Annotated in this window: 18 protein-coding genes; 12 read left to right on the forward strand and 6 right to left on the reverse strand. The window is 69.2% G+C overall.

Annotation, left to right across the window (positions count from 1 at the left end; genetic code table 11):
* Positions 1-29: 29 nt before the first annotated feature.
* Positions 30-374, reverse strand: a complete 345-nt coding sequence (locus tag FJV41_RS20400; protein ID WP_141644186.1) for a hypothetical protein — start codon at positions 372-374, stop codon at positions 30-32.
* A gap of 112 nt (positions 375-486) precedes the next feature.
* Between FJV41_RS20400 and FJV41_RS20405 the strand changes: the two genes are divergently transcribed.
* Positions 487-1,743 (forward strand): tetratricopeptide repeat protein, encoded by a 1,257-nt coding sequence (locus tag FJV41_RS20405; RefSeq protein WP_246137310.1) that lies wholly within the window; start codon positions 487-489, stop codon positions 1,741-1,743.
* Here FJV41_RS20405 and FJV41_RS20410 read toward each other — a convergent pair.
* Both FJV41_RS20410 and FJV41_RS20415 read right to left on the reverse strand, forming a co-directional pair.
* Positions 1,721-3,052, reverse strand: a complete 1,332-nt coding sequence (locus FJV41_RS20410) for a M16 family metallopeptidase (protein ID WP_141644188.1) — start codon at positions 3,050-3,052, stop codon at positions 1,721-1,723. The genes FJV41_RS20405 and FJV41_RS20410 overlap by 23 nt on opposite strands.
* Complete coding sequence (locus tag FJV41_RS20415; RefSeq protein WP_141644189.1) at positions 3,049-4,593, reverse strand: sensor histidine kinase; 1,545 nt, start codon at positions 4,591-4,593, stop codon at positions 3,049-3,051. Before FJV41_RS20415 ends, FJV41_RS20410 begins: the two co-directional genes overlap by 4 nt.
* Positions 4,594-4,852: 259 nt before the next feature.
* Between FJV41_RS20415 and FJV41_RS20420 the strand changes: the two genes are divergently transcribed.
* Together FJV41_RS20420 and queD are read left to right on the forward strand one after the other, a co-directional pair.
* Positions 4,853-6,649: a serine hydrolase domain-containing protein gene (locus tag FJV41_RS20420; RefSeq protein WP_141644190.1), complete on the forward strand. Its 1,797-nt coding sequence runs from the start codon at positions 4,853-4,855 to the stop codon at positions 6,647-6,649.
* Positions 6,650-6,719: 70 nt separating this feature from the next.
* On the forward strand, positions 6,720-7,118 hold the full coding sequence (queD, locus tag FJV41_RS20425) for a 6-carboxytetrahydropterin synthase QueD (RefSeq protein ID WP_141644191.1): 399 nt from the start codon (positions 6,720-6,722) through the stop codon (positions 7,116-7,118).
* A 5-nt stretch (positions 7,119-7,123) separates the two neighbouring features.
* On the opposite strand, the gene FJV41_RS20430 is transcribed toward queD, so the two are convergent.
* Both FJV41_RS20430 and FJV41_RS20435 read right to left on the reverse strand, forming a co-directional pair.
* Positions 7,124-7,834 (reverse strand): SDR family NAD(P)-dependent oxidoreductase, encoded by a 711-nt coding sequence (locus FJV41_RS20430; protein WP_141644192.1) that lies wholly within the window; start codon positions 7,832-7,834, stop codon positions 7,124-7,126.
* Positions 7,831-8,325, reverse strand: coding sequence for a 6-pyruvoyl trahydropterin synthase family protein (locus tag FJV41_RS20435; protein ID WP_141644193.1), 495 nt, complete (start codon positions 8,323-8,325; stop codon positions 7,831-7,833). The genes FJV41_RS20430 and FJV41_RS20435 overlap by 4 nt, the downstream gene beginning before the upstream one ends.
* A 127-nt stretch (positions 8,326-8,452) precedes the next feature.
* On the opposite strand from FJV41_RS20435, the gene FJV41_RS20440 reads away from it, so the two are divergent.
* From FJV41_RS20440 to FJV41_RS20460, 5 genes are all read left to right on the forward strand, one after another.
* The gene (locus FJV41_RS20440; protein ID WP_141644194.1) at positions 8,453-9,829 is read left to right on the forward strand and encodes a hypothetical protein; all 1,377 of its coding nucleotides are present in this window, start codon (positions 8,453-8,455) and stop codon (positions 9,827-9,829) included.
* A gap of 393 nt (positions 9,830-10,222) precedes the next feature.
* On the forward strand, positions 10,223-11,413 hold the full coding sequence (locus FJV41_RS20445; protein WP_141644195.1) for an efflux RND transporter periplasmic adaptor subunit: 1,191 nt from the start codon (positions 10,223-10,225) through the stop codon (positions 11,411-11,413).
* A complete protein-coding gene (locus FJV41_RS20450; RefSeq protein WP_141644196.1) occupies positions 11,410-14,595 on the forward strand; it encodes an efflux RND transporter permease subunit in 3,186 nt (1,061 codons plus the stop codon). The genes FJV41_RS20445 and FJV41_RS20450 overlap by 4 nt, the downstream gene beginning before the upstream one ends.
* 277 nt (positions 14,596-14,872) lie before the next feature.
* Entirely contained in the window at positions 14,873-15,727 is an 855-nt protein-coding gene (locus FJV41_RS20455) for a serine protease (protein WP_141644197.1), read from the forward strand.
* Positions 15,728-15,821: 94 nt separating this feature from the next.
* Positions 15,822-16,469 (forward strand): cysteine hydrolase family protein, encoded by a 648-nt coding sequence (locus FJV41_RS20460; RefSeq protein WP_246137311.1) that lies wholly within the window; start codon positions 15,822-15,824, stop codon positions 16,467-16,469.
* 12 nt (positions 16,470-16,481) lie between these two features.
* Here FJV41_RS20460 and FJV41_RS20465 read toward each other — a convergent pair whose 3' ends face one another.
* Positions 16,482-17,075, reverse strand: coding sequence for a hypothetical protein (locus tag FJV41_RS20465; protein WP_141644198.1), 594 nt, complete (start codon positions 17,073-17,075; stop codon positions 16,482-16,484).
* A gap of 69 nt (positions 17,076-17,144) precedes the next feature.
* On the opposite strand from FJV41_RS20465, the gene FJV41_RS20470 reads away from it, so the two are divergent.
* The 4 genes from FJV41_RS20470 to FJV41_RS20485 all read left to right on the forward strand — a co-directional run bounded on the left by FJV41_RS20470 (position 17,145) and on the right by FJV41_RS20485 (position 21,298).
* Positions 17,145-17,999: an ion transporter gene (locus FJV41_RS20470; protein ID WP_141644199.1), complete on the forward strand. Its 855-nt coding sequence runs from the start codon at positions 17,145-17,147 to the stop codon at positions 17,997-17,999.
* Between the two features lie 118 nt (positions 18,000-18,117).
* Positions 18,118-19,014, forward strand: coding sequence for an NAD-dependent epimerase/dehydratase family protein (locus FJV41_RS20475; RefSeq protein ID WP_141644200.1), 897 nt, complete (start codon positions 18,118-18,120; stop codon positions 19,012-19,014).
* Positions 19,015-19,161: 147 nt separating this feature from the next.
* On the forward strand, positions 19,162-20,463 hold the full coding sequence (locus FJV41_RS20480) for a PQQ-dependent sugar dehydrogenase (protein ID WP_141644201.1): 1,302 nt from the start codon (positions 19,162-19,164) through the stop codon (positions 20,461-20,463).
* Between the two features lie 118 nt (positions 20,464-20,581).
* Positions 20,582-21,298, forward strand: coding sequence for a phosphatase domain-containing protein (locus FJV41_RS20485; protein ID WP_141644202.1), 717 nt, complete (start codon positions 20,582-20,584; stop codon positions 21,296-21,298).
* Positions 21,299-21,312: the final 14 nt, after the last annotated feature.

The following is a 21,312-nucleotide window of genomic DNA, read 5'->3' on the forward strand; positions in this document are numbered from 1 at the left end:
TTGGCGGAAGCCGGAGCTGCGCCACCCCGTCAGGCCGCCTCTTCCCGAATCTCCAACGCCTCCCGGACTCCCGGGAGCGCGGAGAGCAGCTCCAGCTCCGCCCTCTGGAGCACGGAGACCCGCTTGCCGGAGATGCGCTCCATCGTCAGCTCGATGCGGTGGTCCCCCGCCGCGTTGACGCGCCGGAAGATGCGGGCCCGCCGGCCCTCCGCCCGACAGGCGAGGATGTCCTTCTGGAGGCTGCGCAGGCGTCGGAACACCTTCAGCGCCATCCGCCCCTCGGGGGTGTCGAAGGTGTGGAAGTGCCGATTACGCGACAGTGGCTTGCTGGGGTCATGGAGCCTCTCCACGAGGCGCCGAACGAATGGGTCCATCGACGAGGGAGGATAACATCCGGTACCCTCCCGCTCAGCGATGCCCTGGCGAATTCGAACCCTTCCCTGGACCCTGGCGCTCCTCCTCCCGCTTGCTTGCAAGGAACCGGAGGTGGCCGCAGTCCAGAACCGTGCCCAACAGGCCCAAGCCGCCCTGGGGGAAGCCCGCGCCCAGCTCGCCAACGGGCAGCCCGGCCCCGCCCTCGTGGCCCTCAAGAAGGCCGCCACCGCCGCCCCCGACAGCGCGGAGCCCTATCTGCTGATGGCCGATGCCCACCTCATGAACAACAACATGGGCGCGGCCATCATGTCCCTCAAGCAGGCCGAGGCCCTCATCCCCGGCACCGACCCCTCCATCCAGAAGCAGCTCTCCGAGCTGTACCTGGGCAACGGCAACACCCAGGAGGCCCTCACCATCCTCTCCACCCTGCGCGACTCCGGCCTGCTCACGGAGTCGGACGTGCTCGGCCTGGCCCGGCTCCAGGCCCGCGAAGGCCAGATTGAAGCCTCCTTCGCCACGCTGGAGAGCGTCCTGCGCGACAGCCCGGACGACCCGGAGGCCAAGGCCATGGAGGCGGAAGTCCTCCTCATGAAGGGCGACGAGCTGCTCGCCGCCAACCTCATGGACAAGCTGCTCCAGCAGAACCCCGCGCACACCACCGCGCGCCTCCTGCGGGCCCGCTACTTTCTCGTCAGCGGCGTGCCGCAGATGGCCGAAGCCGACCTCCAGGCCGTCGAAGGCAAGGACGCCAACCGCGGAGACGTCGTCATGCTGCGCGCCCGCGCCCTGCTGGCCCAGGGCCGCGCGACGGACGCCGAGGCCGCCCTCAAGCCCCTGGTCGACGCCGAACCCCAGAACGCCGAGGCCCTCGCCTGGATGGCTGAGACGGTGCTCGCCCAGGGCCGCCGCGCGGATTCACTCGCCCTGGTGGACCGTGCCCTCCAGTTCCGCCCCCGCCTCGCCCGCGCCCTCTACGTGCGCGGCCGTGCCCAGGAGGAGGCCAAGGATTTGAAGGGCGCCGAGGAGAGCTACCGCTTCGCCCTCAGCGCCGAGCCCCGCTTCGCGCCCGTGCACACCCGACTGTGGCGCCTGTTCCTCCAGTCGGAGCGCAAGGTGGATGCGTACTCGTCCCTGGAGCGCCTGCTGGCGCTGGGCGAGGCCTCCCAGGAGGAGAAGGTCGCCCTGGCGAAGCTCTCCGCTCAGCTCCAGACGCAGATGGCTCGGGGCATGAAGCTCATCGACGAGGCCCTCACGCGCGAGCCCGACAACGTGGAGTACCAGGAGGTGAAGAAGGCGCTCCTGGCCGTCGCTCCCAAGCCGAAGAAGAAGTCCACCGGCCCCGTCATCATCCGTGGCGGGCGCCGCTGACCAGCAGCGGCGCGGCGGGCGCTCCGGGCAGTCCCGGCGCCTCCGCCACCACGCGCTCCAGGGCCTTGAGCCCCTTGCGCTGACCCACCGCGACGGCGATGAGGTTGTCCCGGTGGAAGTAGCGCCGCGCGACTTCGCGCACGCGCGCGGCGGACTGTGAGTCCACCAGGTCCGCCCGGTGTTCGAAGGTCTCCGGGGCGCGGAACAGCTCCGTGCCGCCGAACCACCCGGCCAGCTCCCCCGGGGAGTCCTGGGAGAACTCCAGCAGCATGCGGTGGCGGCGCTTGGCCCGAGCCAGCTCCTCCTCGCCAATCTCCTCGTCGCACAGCGCGCCCAGCACGCGGAACGACTCGGCCACCACCTGCGCGGCCTTCTCCGGCGCGCTAGCTGCCTCAATCTCGAACAGGCCCGAGTCGTGGTAGCCGTCCAGCGACGCGTGGACGGAGTACGCCAGTCCGCGCTTCTCCACGATTTCGAAGGGCAGCCGGGAGGACAGGCCGTCATCCAGCACGCGCCGGATGATTTGCAGCGCGGCGTAGTCGTCGTGCTGCTCGGGCACGGTGCGGAAGTTGAGGCGGAACTCCGTCTGCGACTCGTCGTGAGAGACGAAGTGCAGGCGGGGACCGGGCGCGGCCGTCGGCGGGGGCGCCTCCGTGCTGGCCGGGCCTCGCGGCAGGTGCGCGAAGGCGCGCTCGGTCAACTCCAGCACCTCCTCGCGGCGCACGCGGCCCGCGGCCGTGACGACCAGATTGCCGGTGACGTAGTGCTGCGCGAAGTGCTCCAGCACCTGGTTGTGCGCGAGCGCGGAGACGGACTCGCGCGTGCCCGCGATTTTCAGGGCCAGCGGGTGGTCGGGAAAGAGCAGGCGCTTGGACAGGTTGTCCAGGTCGATGTCGCGCCCCTTCTCGTCCACCTCGTCCAGCATCTCCTCCAGGATGATCTGCCGCTCCACTTCCATGTCCGTGAGACGCGGACGGGTGAGCATGTCCCCGAGGATGTCCATGCCCACGCGCATGTGCGCGGGGTGCAGCGGCGTGTAGTAGTACCCGTGGTCCCGGGTGGTGACGCCGTTGAGGTTGCCGCCCACTTCCTCCACGGCGGCGTTCATCTTCACCGTGTCCGGCCAGCCCGCACTGCCCCGGAAGAACAGGTGCTCCAGGTAGTGGCTGACGCCGTTGTTGGCGAGCGTCTCGTGGCGGCTGCCCGTGCGGACGTAGATGGCGAGCAGGGCGGTGTGGAGGTGGGGCGTCTCGACGGTGACGACGCGCAGCCCGGAGGGCAGCACGTCCCGATACGATGTGAAGCTCATGCGCGTGGAAGCCTTAACACGAAGGCCGTGCCCTGGCCGGGAATACTCTGGCAGGAGAGCGAGCCCCCGTGGGCCTGGAGGATCTGCTGACTCACCGCGAGCCCCAGCCCCGTGCCCCCCTCCTTGGTGGTGAAGAACGGCTCGAAGAGGTGACGGCGCACCTCCTCCGTCATCCCCTGACCTGTATCCCGCACCGTCACCTCCACGTCCTGCTCCAGGGGGCGGGTGGCGATGGTGAGCTGCCCTCCGTAGGGCATCGCCTCGCGGCTGTTGCGCAGGAGATTGAGGAAGACCTGGCGCAACTGCCCTTCGTCGGCGAGCACGGGGGGCGTCGTCGGGGAGAACTCGCGCACCACCTCCACGCCCGCGCGCATCAGCTCCTCGCGGGAGAAGTCCAGTACGCCGTCCAGCACCGCCGTCACGTCGCGTGGGTCCAGGTCCGGCCGCTGGGGCCGCGCCATGCGCAGGTAGTGCTCGGTGACGTCCGCCAGCCGGTCCACCTCGCGGGTGACGGCGGAGAGCAAGTCCTTCACCTCGTTGGCCTCGTCGGGCGCGGGGAACGTCGCGCGCTCCACCGCGTCCCCGAGCAGCTCCACGTTGAGTCCGATGGACGACAGGGGATTGCGCACCTCGTGAACAATCTGCGCGGAGATGCGGCCCACGGCGGCGAGCTGTTCGGCGCGCATCAGCGCCTCCGCCTGCGCCTTGATTTGCGCCTCGCGGGCCTGGAGCGAGCGGGCCATCTGGTCGAACGCTCGCGCGAGCACCGCCACCTCGTCGTGCCCGCGCACGCCCAGTTGCGCGCTGTAGTCACCCTTGCCGATGCGGGACACGCCCTCGATGAGCGTGCGCACCGGGCGCAGCGTGCGCGCCGACCACGCGGTGGCGCCCAGACCCAGGAGGATGGCCGCGACGGAGAGGCTGATGATGGCGAGGCCCGTCTGGCGCTCGCGCTCCTCCGCGCCGTCCACGCGCTCGCGGATGCGGTTGGACAGGGATAGCCGGAGCAGCCGCAGCTCACGGCCGATGGCGTCCTCCATGGTGAGCACGTCGGCGGTGGCGCGGTCCACCTGGGCCTTGTCCGGCGCCTGCGTGGAGAACGCGTCGAACACGCTCTCCGCGGCGCGGCCATATTCGCGGTAGCGCGAGTCCAGCTCGAGGAGGCGCGCCTCCAACTCCTCGATGAAGGGCACCTCGCTCGCCGGGGCCATGTCCCGAAGCTGGGTGGCCCGCTCGCGCGTGGTGGCCAGCCGCTGGGAGATGAAGGCCGTGGGCACGTAGACGCGGGCCAGGCGGATGATGGCGCGCCGTATCTCCGCGCTGTCCTCCTCCAGCATGCGCGCGGTGTGCCGCTGCTGGTTGGCGTGGTTCATCTCCATCTCCGCCGCGTCCTGGGAGAGCTGGAGATAGCCCTGGCTCAGCAGCCGGATTTCCAGCCGGTTGCGGTGCAGCTCCGCGACGCTGAAGAGGGACACCAGGCCGAAGGTGACGAGCACCACCGCGTAGCCCAGGAAGATGCGGGTGGCGAGGGAGAGCTTCATGCGCGCGAGGACCGTGCAGCGGCCGGAGCACCATCGCTACGCGGCCCGCGCCCGGGGTGCAAGCAACGCTGTCCTCCCGCCAGCCCCCCGGCGGGGCGACCGGCCGTCCTGGCCTCCTGACTCATGGCCCCAGAGGATAGCCCGGGGGACCGCGTCCCGCCCGGGGACATTCGTGCAAGTGGATTGCAATCGGCGTGGAGGCTCCCGCGTAGGGAGACGGGTGGTGAACCCCCTCGCTCGTCCACCAAGGAATCACGCCATGTCCCCCTCGGCCCGTGCCCCGCTGGGCGCCCTGCTGGCGCTGCTCGCGTTGCCCTCATACGTCCTGGGCGCGGAGCCCGCGAAGGACTCCGTCGAGCCCGCGAAGGTCGAGGCCCCCGCTGACGCCGCGACGAAGCTCCTGGGCATCTGGGCCGGAGAGCCTGTCTTCGGGCCCGAGATCCAGGGTGAGCTGACGGTGTTCCGCGAAGGGGACACGTGGCGCGCGCGCATCGCTGGGTACGAGGCACCGGGGCGCCTGGAGAAGAACGCGCTGACGGTGACGATGCCGGGAGGGCTGGGGACGTTCCGGGGCGTGGTGGGCATCGACGGCAAGCTCATCCGGGGCCACTGGGTGCAGCCGCGCGTCGTGGTGGGCGGCGTTCAGTACGCCACGCCCGTGGAGCTGCGCGCGCTCCAGAAGGGCGTGTGGCGGGGCCAGGTGACGCCGTGGGCGGACCGCTTCACGCTGTACCTCGTCGTGTACGCGCGGCCGGACGGCACCATCGCCGCGTACCTGAGAGATCCGGAGAAGGGCTTCGGCAAGCAGTTCGCGTTCAACGTCTCCATGCAGGGCAACGCGGTGAAGCTGGTGGACCCGCGCGGTCCGACGATGTTCGAGGGCACCTTCGACCCGCGCTTCGGTCGGCTGACGGTGCCCATCCTCTTCCTGGGCCCCATCAACTTCACGAAGAAGGAGCGCGACCAGGCCGTGGGCCTCTACCCGCGCACGCCCGCGTCCGGGCCCTATGCCTACCGCCAACCTGTCGCGGAGCAGGATGGCTGGGCGACGGCGTCGCTCTCCGACGTGGGCATGGACCCCGCGCCCATCCATGCGCTGGTGCAGCGCATCCTCGACACCGAGCCGGGCCCGTCGGCGGGGCCGCTCATCCAGGGCGTGCTCATCGCTCGCAAGGGCAAGCTCGTCGTCGAGGAGTACTTCCACGGGTTCGACAAGGAGCGCCTGCATGACCTGCGCTCCGCGTCCAAGACGCTGGCCCCGGTGTTGGTGGGCACGGCGATGGAGCAGGGTGCGAAGCTTTCACCCGAGACGCCCGTCTACTCGCTGTTCCCCTCGTACAAGAGCGCCGCGCCCGCGGACCCGCGCAAGGCCCAGCTCACGCTGGAGCACCTGATGACGATGACGTCGGGACTGGACTGCGACGAGAATAACGACGAGTCCCCTGGCAACGAGAACGCCCTCCAGGATCAGGAGGGGGACTGGTACACATACACGCTCGACCTGCCCATGGGCCGGGCGCCCGGAGAGCCGCAGGCGGTGTACTGCTCGGCGGGGATGAACCTGGTGGGCGGCATGGTGCGCAACGCGACGGGCACGTGGCTGCCCGAGCACTTCGCGCGCACCGTGGCCGAGCCCCTCCAGTTCCGCCGCTACGCGATGAACCTGATGCCGGATGGAGAGGCGTACCTGGGCGGCGGCCTCTACGCGCGTCCCCGTGACGCGCTGAAGCTGGGGCAGCTCTACCTGGCGGGCGGCGTGTGGAACGGCAGGCGCGTGGTCAGCAAGCGCTGGGTCGAGCGCTCCATCACCCGCCACTCCGTGATGAGCCCGGACCGGACCTACGGGTACGCGTGGTGGCGTCACGAGCTGCGCGTGGGCGAGCGCGTCTACGCGGAATATGAAGCAGGCGGCAACGGCGGGCAGTACGTCATGGTCATCCCCGAACTGGAGCTGACGGTGATGTTCACCGGCGGCAACTACGGCCAGTTCAACCTCTGGAAGACCTTCCGGGAGGAGCTGCTGCCCCGCTACATCCTCGCGGCGGTGCGCCGGTAGGCAGGGGTGGGAGCCCGGCCCGTGTCTTGGCTCGACGCCCGGACACAAACGTGGGTAGAAGGCCGGTCCAATGGAGCCCGTCTCGACGAAGAAAGCCTCGCTGGTGACCGAGATCTCGAAGGAGTTCACCTTCGAGGCCGCGCACCGCCTTCCCAACGTCCCCCCTGGCCACAAGTGCTCGCGCGTCCACGGGCACAGCTACCGCATCGAAATCACCGTGCGGGGGCCGGTGGACCCGCACTTCGGCTGGATTGTCGACTTCGCGGAGCTCAACGCCGCGTGGCAGCCGCTGCACGCGCTGCTGGACCACCGGCTGCTCAACGACGTGCCCGGCCTGGAGAACCCCACCAGCGAGCTGCTGGCCGCGTGGGTGTTCGAGCGGCTGAGCTTCGCCACCGCGCGCGTGGTGAAGCTGCGCGTGTCGGAGACGTGCACCTCGCAGTGCACCGTCTATCCGGCCGAGGGCTAAAGCCCTCAGGTCTCCACCTGGCCCAGGTTGGCGTGGAGCACCGCGCCATTCACCGTGGGCGTGGTGGCGCAGAAGTAGAGGACGTGGGCGATCTCCTCCGGGGTGATGAGGCGCCCGAAGGTCGACTTGGCGGCGATGGTGGCGGTGCGAGCCGCGTCGTCGCCCAGGTGCTCGCGCAGCATCTCCGTGTCGGTGAAGCCCGGGCACACGCAGGCGGTGTGGATGCGCGTGCCCGCCAGGTCCTGGCAGGTGGAGCGCATCAGCCCGACGAGCGCGTGCTTCGACGTCACGTAGGAGGCATTGCCCCGCACGGCCTTCTCCGAGAGCGTGGAGCCCACGTAGAGGATGGAGGAGCCGTCGCCCAGGTAGGGCCGCGTCAGCCGGTTGAGCACGGCGGGCGCGACGACGTTGACCTCCAGCACCCGGCGAAGCTGCGCCGCCGTCAGCGTCAGCGCGTCGTCGTGGTCATAGATGGCCGCGTTGTGCACCAGGCTGACGCGCCCCTTCGCCTGTCCCACGGCGTCGCGCAGCGCGGCCTCCACGCGGGGCTCCCAGTCGCCGGAGCCCAGGTCCACGCTCAGGTCCACGACGCCCGGCACGTGGCTCGGCTGGCGCGCCAGGTTCAGCACGCCCCAGCCCTCCTGGCGAAAACGCGCGGCCAGGGCCTGCCCGATGCCCCGACTGGCGCCCGTGACGATGGCCCAGTCGTTCGTCACGGAGCCACCCACTCCCAGGAGGACGACTGCCCCGGACCGGAAGCGCACTTCACCACCAGCCGGGTGACGCCGTCCTTTCGCAGGGCGGTGCCGTCGCCCACCAGCTCCTCACCGAAGACGCGCGCCAGCTCCTCGAGCGTCACGTTCTCCACCGGGAGCACGGTGATGTCGCGCGCGAGGAAGCGCAGCTCCTCGCCGTTGAAGCGCGCCAGGACATTGCCCTTCGCGTCCCGCTCGAGCTTCAGGTGCGGGGAGTGCTCCGGGAGGAAGAACGTCTCGTTCCATGTGCGGCAGCGGGCGATGATGGTCTGCTTCAGGGGGCCGTAGTCGGACAGCATCCCGTTGTCGGCGACCTCGCCCGTCAGCGCGACGTAGACAGTGAAGTTGTGGCCGTGCAGGTTCTCGCGGTGCGTCGCGGAGAAGATGGTGAAGTGCCCGGCCGAGAACTTCATCTCTTCCTTGTAGAGCTCCAGGGTCGTCGTACGTGGCATGGGCGGCCATGGGGTTAGCACCAAGCCCCATCCACCTCAACGGGCCTGCCGAGCCTCCGGGCGGGAAGTGTCACGCCGCGGGACGTCCTGGCCCCGTCCCTGGGAAATGCGCGATTCTGGAGCGCCCATGCTCCTGCCCCTGCTCACCCTGGGTGTGCTCCTGTCCGCCCGGCCACCGGCGGACGAGAAGGTCTTCGCCCCGTGCCCCGAAGCCTCGCCCGAGTGGACGGCCGCGCGCGAGCGCCTGCTGGCGCTGGATGCACGACTGGAAACCCTTCCGGACGGGGGTGACCGGAAGGCAGGCGCCAAAGCCCTGCGCGAGCTGCTCACGTCGCGCTGCTTCGCGATGAGCCGCGAGGAGCGCGAGCCGGTGCCCGAGGACGTGTCACCGCTGGCCCTGAAGGCCTGGTGGAAGCAGGGTGGACGGACCTGGGTGGAGTCCTATCTGGAGCTGGGCAAGCCCGGCGCGCGCACGGTGGTGCTGCCGCCCGAGGCGCGCGAGACGCTGACGCGGGACTCCGTGAAGCCGGACCACCGGCTCGCCTCGCTGCTGTGCGCCGCGTCGGACACCGCCTGCGCGAAGGAGATGGAGGGCCCGTACACCCGGGTGGACGCGGCCTTCCTCCGCGCGCTCGACCGACCGGACGAGTCCTCCGTCGCCGAAGCGGAAGCGGAATCTCGCAAGGGGTGCGAGGAGGATGCTCGCACCCGGCCCCAGCGCTGGCGCTACACGGCGTGGCGTGGCTGCGAGGGGGGCTGGACGTCCTTCGACAAGGTGCTCCCCGTGGTGCGCATGCGGATGCCGAAGGACGGATGGCTGGTGTTGAGAGGCCGCCGGGGGCACCACGGCTTCTGTGACGAGGTGCGCGCCTACCACCTGGGGACGGGGGCGGCCTGGGTGTCGCAGAGCTGCAGCGACCTGGCGTTGTACGACGACGCGAAGCGAATCGGTCAGGTGGATGTGAAGACCACGAACGCGAACCGGCTCGCGCGAGTGAGGGTGGGCACGCTCTCCGTCGATTCGCTGCGGGAGCTGACGTGGGTGCTGCTGCTCGCCGATGAGGCCATCACCGTCGACCGTGCTCGCCCGCTCACACGCACGGTGCCGGCGGGCTACCCCATCGAATGGCGGGAGCGGCCCTCCGGAATCACCACGCGGGGAGGAGGGGGTGGAGGCAGCTTCTGGGGCAACACCGGCCAGACGACGCTGCGGTGGACGTGGTTTCCCCCCGAGAAGGCCGAACCCCTGTCCGGCGAGCTGACGTGGCCCGAGTCCGCCGACCCGGCCGATGACCACGCGGACCGCCTGCTCGTCGACGCCGAGAAGTCCTTCAAGGAAGGCTGCCCGTCACGACCCGCGCCCGTGGACCTGCTCGACTTCACGCGCCCGGCCAGCGTCAACAAGCGCGACGCACCCGAAGGTGTCACCGCCCAACAGGACGACCTCGTCACCGCGCTGCGCGACTGGCGGCCATCCCCGGGCTGCTCCGTCACCAGCAAGTGACGTCCCACCTCGGGGCCGGCCGCTTCAAATTGCGTTGCGCGTCAGGCCTCGGGGTAATTAGTAAGAGGCAATGTTGCAAATTACCTCCGCGGTGAGGCGTGTCCCGCCTCGAGCGTCCCGTCCCCCGGTGCGCTGTTGTCGCTCCATGTCTCGCTAGCACCTCACGGGCCCTGACGCGGGGGCCGAGCCTGTCTCCAGGCTCGGTGCGCCGCGCTCCCGCGCCCGTCCCAGACACCCACACACCCTGTCTCCCGGCGGTGCCACACCGACCGGCCGGGTGACGTTCGCGCAGTCGTTCCTCGTCCTGTTTTTCACGGGCCGCCGGAGGTGCACACGCATGCGTGCGAGCGCCACCGGTGTGTCCCGACCCCTGAATGGAAGTTGGAGTCAGCCATGAATTGGAAACGTGCAGCGGTGGGAGGGGCTCTGGCCCTCCCGCTGGTGGTGGGCGGTCTTGTCCTCGCGCGCGACGAGGGTTCGGACGCGCAAGGTGGAGCAGGCCCGGCGAAGCCGGCGGCGGCTCCTGTCGTCGCGGCGGAGGTCGTCACCCGACAGGTGGCGGACAGCGCCGAATTCACCGGCACCCTCGCGGCGGTGCAGAGCGTGGAGCTGCGGCCTCGCGTCGGTGGCTATATCGATGCGGTGCGCTTCCAGGAGGGGGGCCTCGTCACCGCGGGACAGGTGTTGTTCCAGCTCGACGCGCGCACCTTCGAGGCGGCGAACGCCCGGGCCCAGGCGGACCTGCGTCAGGCCGAGGAGCGGCGCACGTTGACGGAGAAGAAGTTCGAGCGCGGTGAGAAGCTCGTGGCCGAGCAGGCCATCTCCCGGGGCGACTTCGATGTGTTGATGGCGGAGCGCGCGGAGGCCCGCGCCCGGGTCGAGTCCGCGAAGGCGGCGGCTCGCTCGGCGGAGATCGACCTGCATGACACCCGCGTGCGTGCGCCCGTGAGTGGTCGGGTGGGGCGGGCGCTGGTGACGGCGGGCAACCTGGTCAGCGGCGGCAGCGCCAACGCCACGTTGCTCACCACCATCGTCTCGGTGGAGCCGTTCTACGTCTACTTCGACGTGGACGAGGCGACGTACCTGCGCTTCGCGGGCACGGCCTCGGGGGCGCGCGGCAAGGACGGCCGCGTCAACGCGGTGCCCGTGCGTGTGGCGCTGACGGGTGAAGAGGGCTTCCCTCGTGAGGCCCGGTTGGACTTCCTGGACAATCAGGTGGCGGCGGTGACGGGCACGGCGCGAGCGCGCGCGGTGTTGCCCAACCCGGATGGGAAGCTGACGGCGGGCCTGTTCGCCCGGGTGCGGCTGGAGACGGGCACGGCGCGGCCCACCATCCTCATCCAGGACCAGGCGGTGGGGACGGACCAGAAGGGGCGCTACGTGCTCGTCGTCCGTCCGGACCAGACGCTGGAGCAGCGGCGCGTGGAGCTGGGGACCACCGAGGGCGGGCTGCGCGTGGTGCGCGAGGGCCTGTCGGCGGGTGAGCGCGTGGTGCTCAAGGGCATGGCGCGGCCGGGCATGGCGGTGGCGCCGACGATGGTGGCCATGGCCGGCTCCGAGCACGCCGAGGGGGCGCGGCCGTGAAGTTCGCGCATTTCTTCGTGGACCGGCCCATCTTCGCGGCCGTGTTGTCCGTGCTGCTGCTGATTGGCGGTGGCCTGTCCCTGATACAGCTTCCGTTGAGCGAGTACCCCGCCGTGTCACCGCCCACGGTGGTGGTGCGCGCGGCCTATCCGGGCGCGGACCCGGGCGTCATCGCGGAGACGGTGGCCGCGCCGTTGGAGCAGGAGATCAACGGCGTGGAGGGCATGCTCTACATGTCCTCGCAGGCGACGAGCGATGGCCGGGTGGCCGTCACCATCACCTTCGCCATGGGCGTGAATCCGGACACCGCGCAGGTGCAGGTGCAGAACCGGGTGGCCCGCGCGATTCCCCGCCTGCCCGCGGAGGTGCAGCGGCTGGGCGTGCTCACCGAGAAGTCGAGTCCGGACCTGCTGATGGTGGTGCACCTGGTGTCGCCGGACGAGTCGCTGGAGCCGCTCTATCTCTCCAACTACGCGGTGCTCCAGGTGCGCGACGTCCTCCAGCGCGTCCCGGGCGTGGGGGGTGTCAGTGTGCTGGGCGCGGGCGAGTACAGCATGCGCGTCTGGTTGGACCCCCAGTTGCTCGCCGCGCGCGGGCTCACCGCGAGCGACGTGGTGGGCGCCATCCGCGAGCAGAACGTGCAGGTGGCGGCGGGTGTCATCGGCCAGCAGCCGGATGAGCGCTCCGCCTTCCAGCTCACCGTCACCACCCAGGGACGCCTCACGGACGAGGAGCAGTTCCGCGACATCGTCGTGAAGGTGGGCGAGAGCGGACAGGTGACGCACCTGCGCGACGTGGCCCGGGTGGAGCTGGGCGCCAACTCCTATTCCGTGCGCGCCCGGTTGGATGGGAAGTCAGCGGTGGCCATCGGCATCAACCAGGCCTCGGGCTCCAACGCGCTGGACGTGTCCGCGGGCATCCGCGCCCGGATGGACGAGCTGAGCCAGGCGTTCCCCAAGGGCATGGAGTACCGCATCGCGTATGACCCGACGCTCTTCGTGCGCACGTCCATCCGCAACGTGGTGACGACGCTGCTGGAGGCGGTGGTGCTGGTGGTGCTGGTGGTGCTGCTGTTCCTCCAGACGTGGCGCGCCTCCATCATCCCGCTGGCGGCGGTGCCCGTGTCGCTGGTGGGCACGGCGGCGGTGATGCACATGTTGGGCTTCTCGCTCAACACGCTGTCCCTCTTCGGACTCGTGCTCTCCATCGGCATCGTCGTCGACGACGCCATCGTCGTGGTGGAGAACGTGGAGCGACACATCGCCCAGGGCGTCAATCCCAAGGAGGCGGCCCGTCGGGCGATGACCGAAGTGACGGGCCCCATCATCGCGATTACCTCCGTGCTGTCGGCGGTGTTCGTCCCCACGGCGTTCCTCGGCGGACTCACGGGCCAGTTCTATCGGCAGTTCGCGCTGACCATCGCCATCTCCACCATCCTCTCGGCCTTCAACTCGCTGACGCTCAGCCCGGCGCTCGCCGGGGTGCTGCTGCGCGGGCACCACGGGCCCAAGGACGGCCTCACGCGCTTCATGGACAAGGCGTTTGGCGGCTGGCTCTTCGGGCCCTTCAACCGCTTCTTCGACAAGGCCTCCGCTGGCTACGTGTCGCTGGTGAAGCGGGTGGTGCGCGTCAGCGCGCTGGCGCTCGTCGTATACGGAGGCCTGCTGCTCCTGACGTGGGTGGGCTTCGCCAAGGTGCCGGCGGGCTTCGTGCCCATGCAGGACAAGTACTACCTGGTGGGGCTGGCGCAGCTTCCTCCCGCATCCTCGCTGGAGCGGACGGACGACGTGGCGAAGCGGATGTCCGCGCTGATGCTGGCGGAGAAGGGCGTGGCGAGCGTCGTGGCCTTCTCCGGCATCACCATCAACGGCTTCGTCAACTCCCCCAACTCGGCCGTCGTCTTCGCGGTTCTCGACGACTTCGAGCAGCGCAAGACGAAGGACTTGTCCGCGAACGCCATCGCGGGTCGGCTCCAGGCGAAGCTGGGCGGCATCCAGGAGGGCTTCGCGGCCATCTTCCCTCCGCCCCCGGTGCCGGGCATGGGTTCCATGGCGGGCTTCAAGCTCCAGGTGGAGGACCGCGCGGGGCTGGGGCCGGAGGCGCTCTACGCCGCCACGCAGGCGCTGGTGCAGAAAGCTTCGGCCGAGCCCCAGTTGATGGGCCTGATGTCGGGCTTTGAAATCAACGTGCCGCAGCTCCAGGCGGACGTGGACCGGGTGAAGGCGAAGCAGCAGGGCGTGCCGCTGGGCTCGGTGTTCGAGACGCTCCAGATTCACCTGGGCTCGCTGTATGTGAATGACTTCAACCGCTTCGGGCGCACCTACCAGGTGAACGTCCAGGCGGACGCGAAGCACCGCATGGAGCCGGAGGACATCGGCCGACTCCAGGTTCGCAACCCGCAGGGCGGCATGGTGCCGCTGGCGTCACTGGTGACGGTGAAGCCCTCGTTCGGTCCGGACCAGGTGCTGCGCTACAACGGATATCCCTCCGCGGATATCAACGGCGCGGCGGCGCCCGGGGTGAGCACGGGACAGGCGGTGGCGGCGATGGAGCGCGTGGCGGCCGAGACACTTCCGGCCGGCATGAGCTTCGAGTGGACCGACCTGACGTACCAGGAGAAGCTCGCTGGCAAGGAAGGCCTGTTCGTCTTCCCGCTCGCCATCCTGCTGGCCTTCCTCATCCTGGCGGCGCAGTACAACAGTTGGTCGCTGCCGCTGGCGGTGTTGCTCACGGTGCCGCTGGCGTTGCTCAGCGCGATTGCCGGAGTGTGGTTCGTAGGTGGGGACAACAACATCTTCACGCAGATTGGGCTCGTGGTGCTCGTGGGCCTGGCGGCGAAGAACGCCATCCTCATCGTCGAGTTCGCGAGGGCACAGGAAGACGAGGGCGTGGGCGTGGTGCAGGCGGCGCTCGAGGCGTGCCGGCTGCGGCTGCGGCCCATCCTGATGACCTCCATCGCCTTCATCATGGGCGTGGTGCCGCTGGCGCTGGCCACGGGCGCGGGCGCGGAGATGCGCCAGGCGATGGGCGTGGCGGTGTTCGCGGGCATGCTCGGCGTGACGCTGTTCGGGCTGGTGCTGACGCCCATCTTCTACATCGTCATCCGGAAGTTCGCGCTGCGCGGGGCGGAGCGAGAGGCTCCCGTGATTCCTGCGGGAGCGACGGGCGCCGAAGGGCACTGAGCGCCGCGTCATCCGACGGATGACACCAGGTTGTCGAAGAGGGCTGCCTCCACCACGGGGCGGCCCTCTTTGCTTTTGGGAGGAGACGCGCGGCTCGCTCAATCGCGACACGGCGGGGGCCAGCGTGACGCGTCAGGTGCACTCCCGGGGCGGGGCCTGACACGTCAACCGCTCACTTCAGTCCAGACTCCTCGCGCGGCTTCCCTCGCCGCAGTCCCTTCGCGCGCGTGGTCTTCGGCTTGCACAAGGCGTCTCGAACTTGAAATCCGAGGGGTCGATGCGCTTCGTGCTGGGAGTCGTTGTCGCGGTGGGGCTGGTGGGCTGTGGTGGTCCGGACGTGCAGGGTGTCGATGCGGTGGAGCGCATCGGCCAGGAGATTGTCGGAGGGGTGGAGGCACGCCAGGGGAGCCACCCCTGGAACGTCAGCATGCAGCAGCAGGGGAGCCACTTCTGTGGCGCCTCGATCATCCGGGTCAGCGCGACGAAGAATGAGTCGGACATCGTCGTCACGGCCGCGCACTGCGTCTACGACGGCACGTCTGGACTGACGGTCTCCGCGGGCGTGCACGACCTTGGGAGGCCCGGGGCGGGTGCCCAGACGGTTCGAGGAGTGAGGACCGTCTACCATCCGGCCTACGACCCGGACACGACGATGAACGACATCGCCGTGGTCAAGCTCGAGAAGCCTCTCAAGTTCTCCGCCACGGTCCAGCCCATCCTGCTCCCGCTCGCGGGAGAGACCGTCCCGGACAATGTCGAGGCGACGGTGGCGGGGTGGGGCCTCACGCGCGAGGGCGGATATGACACGTCCCCTGTGCTGATGCAGGTGGGGGTCCCCACCATCGCGCATCGGCAGGTGGCGGCGTCCTACCGTTCCCAGGGTATCCACATCGACCCATACGCGATGCTCGGGGCCGGATACAGCCAGGGGGGCAAGGACGCCTGTCAGGGCGACAGCGGGGGACCGCTCTTCATTCTCGGAGCGCAGGGCAAACCCGTGCTTCAGGGCGTCGTGAGCTTTGGCGTGGGCTGCGCGAGGCCCGGCCTGCCCGGCATCTATGCCCGGGTCTCCAACTACATCCCGTGGATCAACACCCAGGTTCGCCTCCTGAGCGTCACGGCGAGGCCGTAGTCCGCCCGGGCGCGCGGCGTTCGGGCCCGTGGCTTCTCAAGGGGACTGCTCAGTCGCCTGGGCCGTGGCTACCTTGACGTCCCGGGAGGTCCACGTGGCGAAGCCGGTCCTGAAGTCGGGGAAGGGGACGCGCTCGAAGGCTTTGAGGGGCGCGGACACCGCGCTGCTCATCATCGACGTCATCAACGACCTGGACTTTCCCGGGGGAGAGCATGTGCTCCCCTGGGCGTCGCGGATGGTGGAGCGATTGGCACCCTTCGCCGCGCGGATGCGCAAGGCAGGGGTGCCGGTCATCTACGTCAACGACAACTTCAACCACTGGCGCAGCAACTTCCGGGACGTCTACCGGCATTGTACCCGGGCGGGCAGCCGGGGCCGAGGCATCGTCCGGGCCTTGCGACCACATGCCACGGACTACTTCGTCCTCAAGCCCAAGCATTCGGCCTTCTTCGCGACGTCGCTGGTTCCCCTGTTGGAGCACCTGGGGACGAAGAAGCTGCTGATGGCGGGCATCGCCACGAACCTGTGTGTCTTCTTCAGCGCCCATGACGCGCACATGCTTGAGTACGACATCACCGTGCTGAGCGACTGTTGTTGCGCGGAGAGCGACACGGACCACGACCTGGCGTTGGACCAGCTCCAGCGCTTCCTTGGGGTGCGCGTGTGCAGGGCCGACGAGGTGAAGCGCAAGGGGCGCTTCCGTCGACCCGCGCATCCCTCGAAGGGATCCGGACGCTTGTAGGCGAAGGGCTCCTCAGGCGCGGTGGAAGCGCTGGCGCAGGGCACGGAGCGTCGCCCGAGGACCCATCAATGTCAGGTCGAGCTGCGTCTGCCCGCGCTCTCCGCGGATGCTCGCGCCCGTGAGCCGGTCCTCGGGCAGGGGCTCCAGGATGTTCGAGACGTTCTTGTACCGCTCCGCCTGGGCTCGAAGCGTCTGTTCGCTCATCCCGAGCTCGCGCAGGGCGGCGAAGAGGTCGTCGTGGAGTTCCGGGGGCACCTGGAGGTGGGCCGCGACAGGCTCGTGGATGAAAGGGGAATGCTTTGTGACCAGGTAGCTGATCCTTCTCGCCCCGTGCCCTCCGAGTTCGACGTAGGAGAGCATGACGCGGCTGCTCCGGGTGTCGCGATAGAGGTCGCAGCCGTTGTAGGGATAGAAGCCCAGCGCGAAGTGGGTCCAGGCGCGATAGCTCACGGACGTCGTCGCTCCGAGGCCGTCGTCGTGGATGCCGCCAATCCATTCCCAGTGGGCGGGGACCTGCATGGGGACGTCGTCCAGCTCCTTCACGGCATCCTCGAGGCCGGGCTGGTTCCGGAGGTACTCGACGAGCGTGTCGTGGGTGATGGACATGGTGTCTCAATCTACCAGGAGGCCGAAGCTCCTGCGTCCGGCCGCGCGTTGCGCCTAGACTGCCGCCCCGTGTCCAGGTCCTCCGAGCAGAGCCCCCAGGGTGGTTTCCGCGCCCGTCTCCACACCATCATCTTCGAGGCCGACACTCCGGCGGGAAAGGCGTTCGACGTGGCCCTGCTGTGGGCCATCGTGTTCAGCATCGCGGCGGTGATGCTGGAGAGCGTGTCCTCCATCCGGGTCCGGTATGCGTCCGCCCTGCAGGTGGCGGAGTGGTTCTTCACCATCATCTTCGCGCTCGAGTACGTGTTGCGGCTCATCGCCGTGCGCCGACCGCTGGACTACGCGCGCAGCTTTTTCGGGCTGGTGGACCTGCTGGCCATCCTGCCGTCCTTCCTGAGCGTCATCTTTCCGGGGGCGCAGACGCTGCTCGTGGTCCGGGTGCTGCGCCTGCTGCGGGTCTTCCGGGTGCTGAAGCTGGGGCACCTCTTGGGGCAGGCGGAGGTCCTGCTCACCGCGCTGCGCGCGAGCCGGGGGAAGATCATCGTCTTCCTCGGCTTCGTGTTGACCGTGGACGTGGTCATGGGCGCCATCATGTATCTGGTGGAAGGGGAGCAGCACGGCTTCGACAGCATCCCCCGGTCCATGTACTGGGCCATCGTGACGATGACGACGGTGGGCTTCGGCGACATCACTCCCAAGACGGTGCCCGGTCAGTTCATCGCGTCGGTGTTGATGATCATGGGCTACGGCATCCTCGCGGTGCCCACGGGCATCGTCTCCGTGGAGCTGGCCGCCGCCACGAAGCAGCGTCCGGACACCCAGGCGTGTCCCGGCTGTGGCGCGCAGGGGCACGACCTGGACGCCCGTTACTGCAAGACGTGCGGGACCGCGCTGGACTGGACGTCCGCGAAAACCGCTGGGTGATGTGGGCCGCGGGTGTTCAGTGTTCACCGCGCGGCGGAAAAGCCCCGCCGGGGAGCGGCTTCATTCGCGAGCATGCGGTGCGCACGTTGCGCTTGCCCTGTTCCCTGGAGACCTCGCGATGAACCTCTTCATCACTGGCGCCACCGGCTTCATCGGTGGCTCCCTGGCGTTGGACTTGAAAGCTCGGGGGCATGCCATTCGTGGGCTCGTGCGCGACGACGAGAAGGCCCGGAAGCTGGCGGCGCTCGGAATCGAACCGGTGCGTGGAGACCTGGGCGACACGGCCCTGCTCATGGCCGAGGCCCGACGCGCGGACGGTGTCATCAACGCCGCCAGCAGCGACCACGAGCAGGCCATCCTGGCGTTGATTGACGGCGTGCGAGGCTCCGGCAAGCCGCTGATCCACACCAGCGGCTCCAGCGTCATTGGTGATGACGTGAAGGGCAATGCCCTGTCGCCCAACGTGTTCGACGAGGAGACGCCTTTCATCGTCGAGCCGGAGAAGCAGGCGCGGCATGCGCTCGACAACCGTGTCCTCGCCGCCGAGGGCGCGCGTGGCATCGTCCTGTGCAACACGATGATCTACGGCTCGGGGAAGGGGCTGAGCCGCGACAGCGTGCAGATTCCGCCGCTCATCGCCCAGGCGCGCAAGAGCGGGGTGGTGCGAATCGTCGGCAAGGGCATCAACCGCTGGTCGAACGTGCACCTCGACGATGTCACCACGCTCTATGCGCTGGCCCTGGAGCGGGCGCCGGCGGGGGCCTTCTACTTCGTGGAGAACGGCGAAGCGTCCTACGCGGAGATTGGCGAGGCCATCTCGGCGCGGTTGAAGCTGGGCCCGGTGCGGTCGTGGACGGTGGAGGAGGCCTCGCGCGAGTGGGGCGAGGGCCACGCTCGCTACTCGTTCGGCTCCAACAGTCGGGTGCGAGCGAAGCGGGCACGGCGCGAGCTGGGGTGGGCGCCGCGACACGACTCCGTGACGGCCTGGATTCGCGACGAGATGCCCGTCGACTGAGCGACGGTGCCCATCAGGCGGGGGCCAGACGTCCACTTCTGCTCGTTGCCGGGTGTTGGACGCATCGTTCTTCCACCCCGCAGCGCACTTCGGGTTTGCTGCACGCCGGCAGAGCTTCGTTTCCATCCCAGCTCGCGGAGTGACTTCATGCGTACCCTGCTGACGACCCTGGCCTGCACCACCCTCCTGTCCTTCGCGGGGGCCGCCCACGGGCAGGCTCCCGCCAAACCCACGAAGCCCAGTGGCAACATGGCCCCCGGTGGTGCCGCGGGCAGCCAGCAGTCCGAGCCCCGCCAGGGACCGAATCCCACCGGTGCGCCCGTCGAGACGGCGCCGCCCAACGTGCCCGAGTTCAAGCCGGCCTTCCCGGGCCAGACGCGCGCGCCGGGCGTCCAGACGCGCACGCCGTTCCGAGTCACCGAGGTGGCCTCGGGCTTCAACAAGCCGTGGGCCATCGCCTTCCTTCCGGACCAGCGCATGTTGGTGACGGAGAAGCCGACCGGGAAGATCTTCATCGTCACGCCGAAGGGCGAGAAGTCGCAGCCCGTCGCGGGTGTGCCGCGCGTGGATGGGCGCAACCAGGGCGGGCTCCTCGACGTGGAGGTGGGGCCGGACTACGCCACCAGTGGCCTCATCTACTGGAGCTATTACGAGCCGCGCGAGGGCGGCAACGGGCTCGCGGTGGCGCGCGCGAAGCTGGTGGATGGGGCGAAGCCCAAGGTCGAGGGGCTGAAGGTCATCTTCCGGATGGAGCCCACGCTGGAGTCGACGCTGCATGCCGGTGGGCGTCTGGTCTTCGCGCCGGATGGGAAGCTGTTCGTCACGTTGGGTGAGCGCTCGATTCTCCAGGGCCGCGTCCAGGCGCGCGACCTGAAGAGCGACTTCGGGAAGATTGTCCGCATCAACCCGGACGGCTCCATTCCGCAGGACAACCCGTTTGTCGGTCGCAAGGATGCGCGGCCTGAAATCTGGACGCTGGGCCACCGAAACATCCTGTCCGCGGCGCTCGACAGCAAGCATCGGCTCTGGGAGGTGGAGATGGGGCCGCGCGGTGGCGACGAGCTGAACCTCATCGAGAAGGGCAAGGACTACGGCTGGCCCACCATTGGCTACGGCGAGGAGTACTCGGGTGCGCCCATCCACAAGTCCACGCAGGGCCCGGGTATGGAGCAGCCCGTGTACTACTGGGACCCGGTGATTTCGCCCTCGGGGATGACCATCTACTCGGGAGACCTGTTCCCTGAATGGAAGGGCAACTTCTTCATCGGCGGTCTGTCGAGCCAGGCGCTGGTGCGGCTGGTGCTCAAGGACGACCGCGTGGTGGGCGAGGAGCGGTTGCTCCTGGACCAGGACTCGCGCATCCGCGAGGTCGTCCAGGGCCCCGAGGGCGCGCTCTATCTGCTCACCGACGACGACAACGGGCGACTGCTCAAGCTGACGCCGCGCTGACCGGCCATCGTCGGCTGCAGGCGCTCGCGTAGGGTGCGGTTCGGCCCGATACTCGAGCGCATGCGGCATGAAGCCGGTGGGCGTCGAGAAGGTCGCGGGGTGAGAGGGTGGAAATCCCATGGCGGGCCTGAAGTACTCATTTGTCTTCGGTGTCTTCGCGGCGCTGCTGATGGTCCTGGCCTTCCAGCTTCGGGGCCTGGGGTGGGGGTTGCTCTGGCCCGCGCTGAGCTTCGCGCTCGTGGCGGTGGCGTATGCCGGGGCGTGGCCGGCGGTTTTTGGTAAGTGCTCCGATGGACGGATGCATCCCTGGGCGCTGGTCGTCTTGTTGCCCTATCTGCTGATGACCTGGGCGACGTGGCGACTCGCGCGGCGGCTCTCGCGCGAATCAGTGCATGACGAGGTCGCGCCCGGCATCCTCATCGGGCGTCGGTTGTTGGCGGGGGAGTTACCGGTGGGTACTCGGACGGTGGTGGACCTGACGTCCGAGTTCATCGAGCCCGAAGGCATCCGGAGTGTTGAGCACTACGTCTGTCATCCCATCCTCGACGCGACGGCGCCGCCGGTGGAGCGCCTGGCGTCCTGCGTCGAGTCTTGGGCGATGCTGCCGACGCCGCTCTACATCCACTGCGCGCAGGGACATGGGCGCACGGGCATGGTGGCTGCCGCGCTCCTCCTGGCGCGTGGACTGGCTCCCGATGCGAAGCAAGCCCTGGCCATGGTGCAGAAGGCGCGACCGGGCGTGCGGCTGTCGGCGGCGCAGGCGGCCGCGTTGGAGACACTGGGGGCGCGATTGCTTCGAGTGGGGAGTGTGACAGCGGGGATTTGCGGCACGTAACTGGAAGCGGCGCC

It is taken from the genome of Myxococcus llanfairpwllgwyngyllgogerychwyrndrobwllllantysiliogogogochensis (assembly GCF_006636215.1).
GTDB classification, from domain to species: Bacteria; Myxococcota; Myxococcia; order Myxococcales; family Myxococcaceae; genus Myxococcus; species Myxococcus llanfairpwllgwyngyllgogerychwyrndrobwllllantysiliogogogochensis.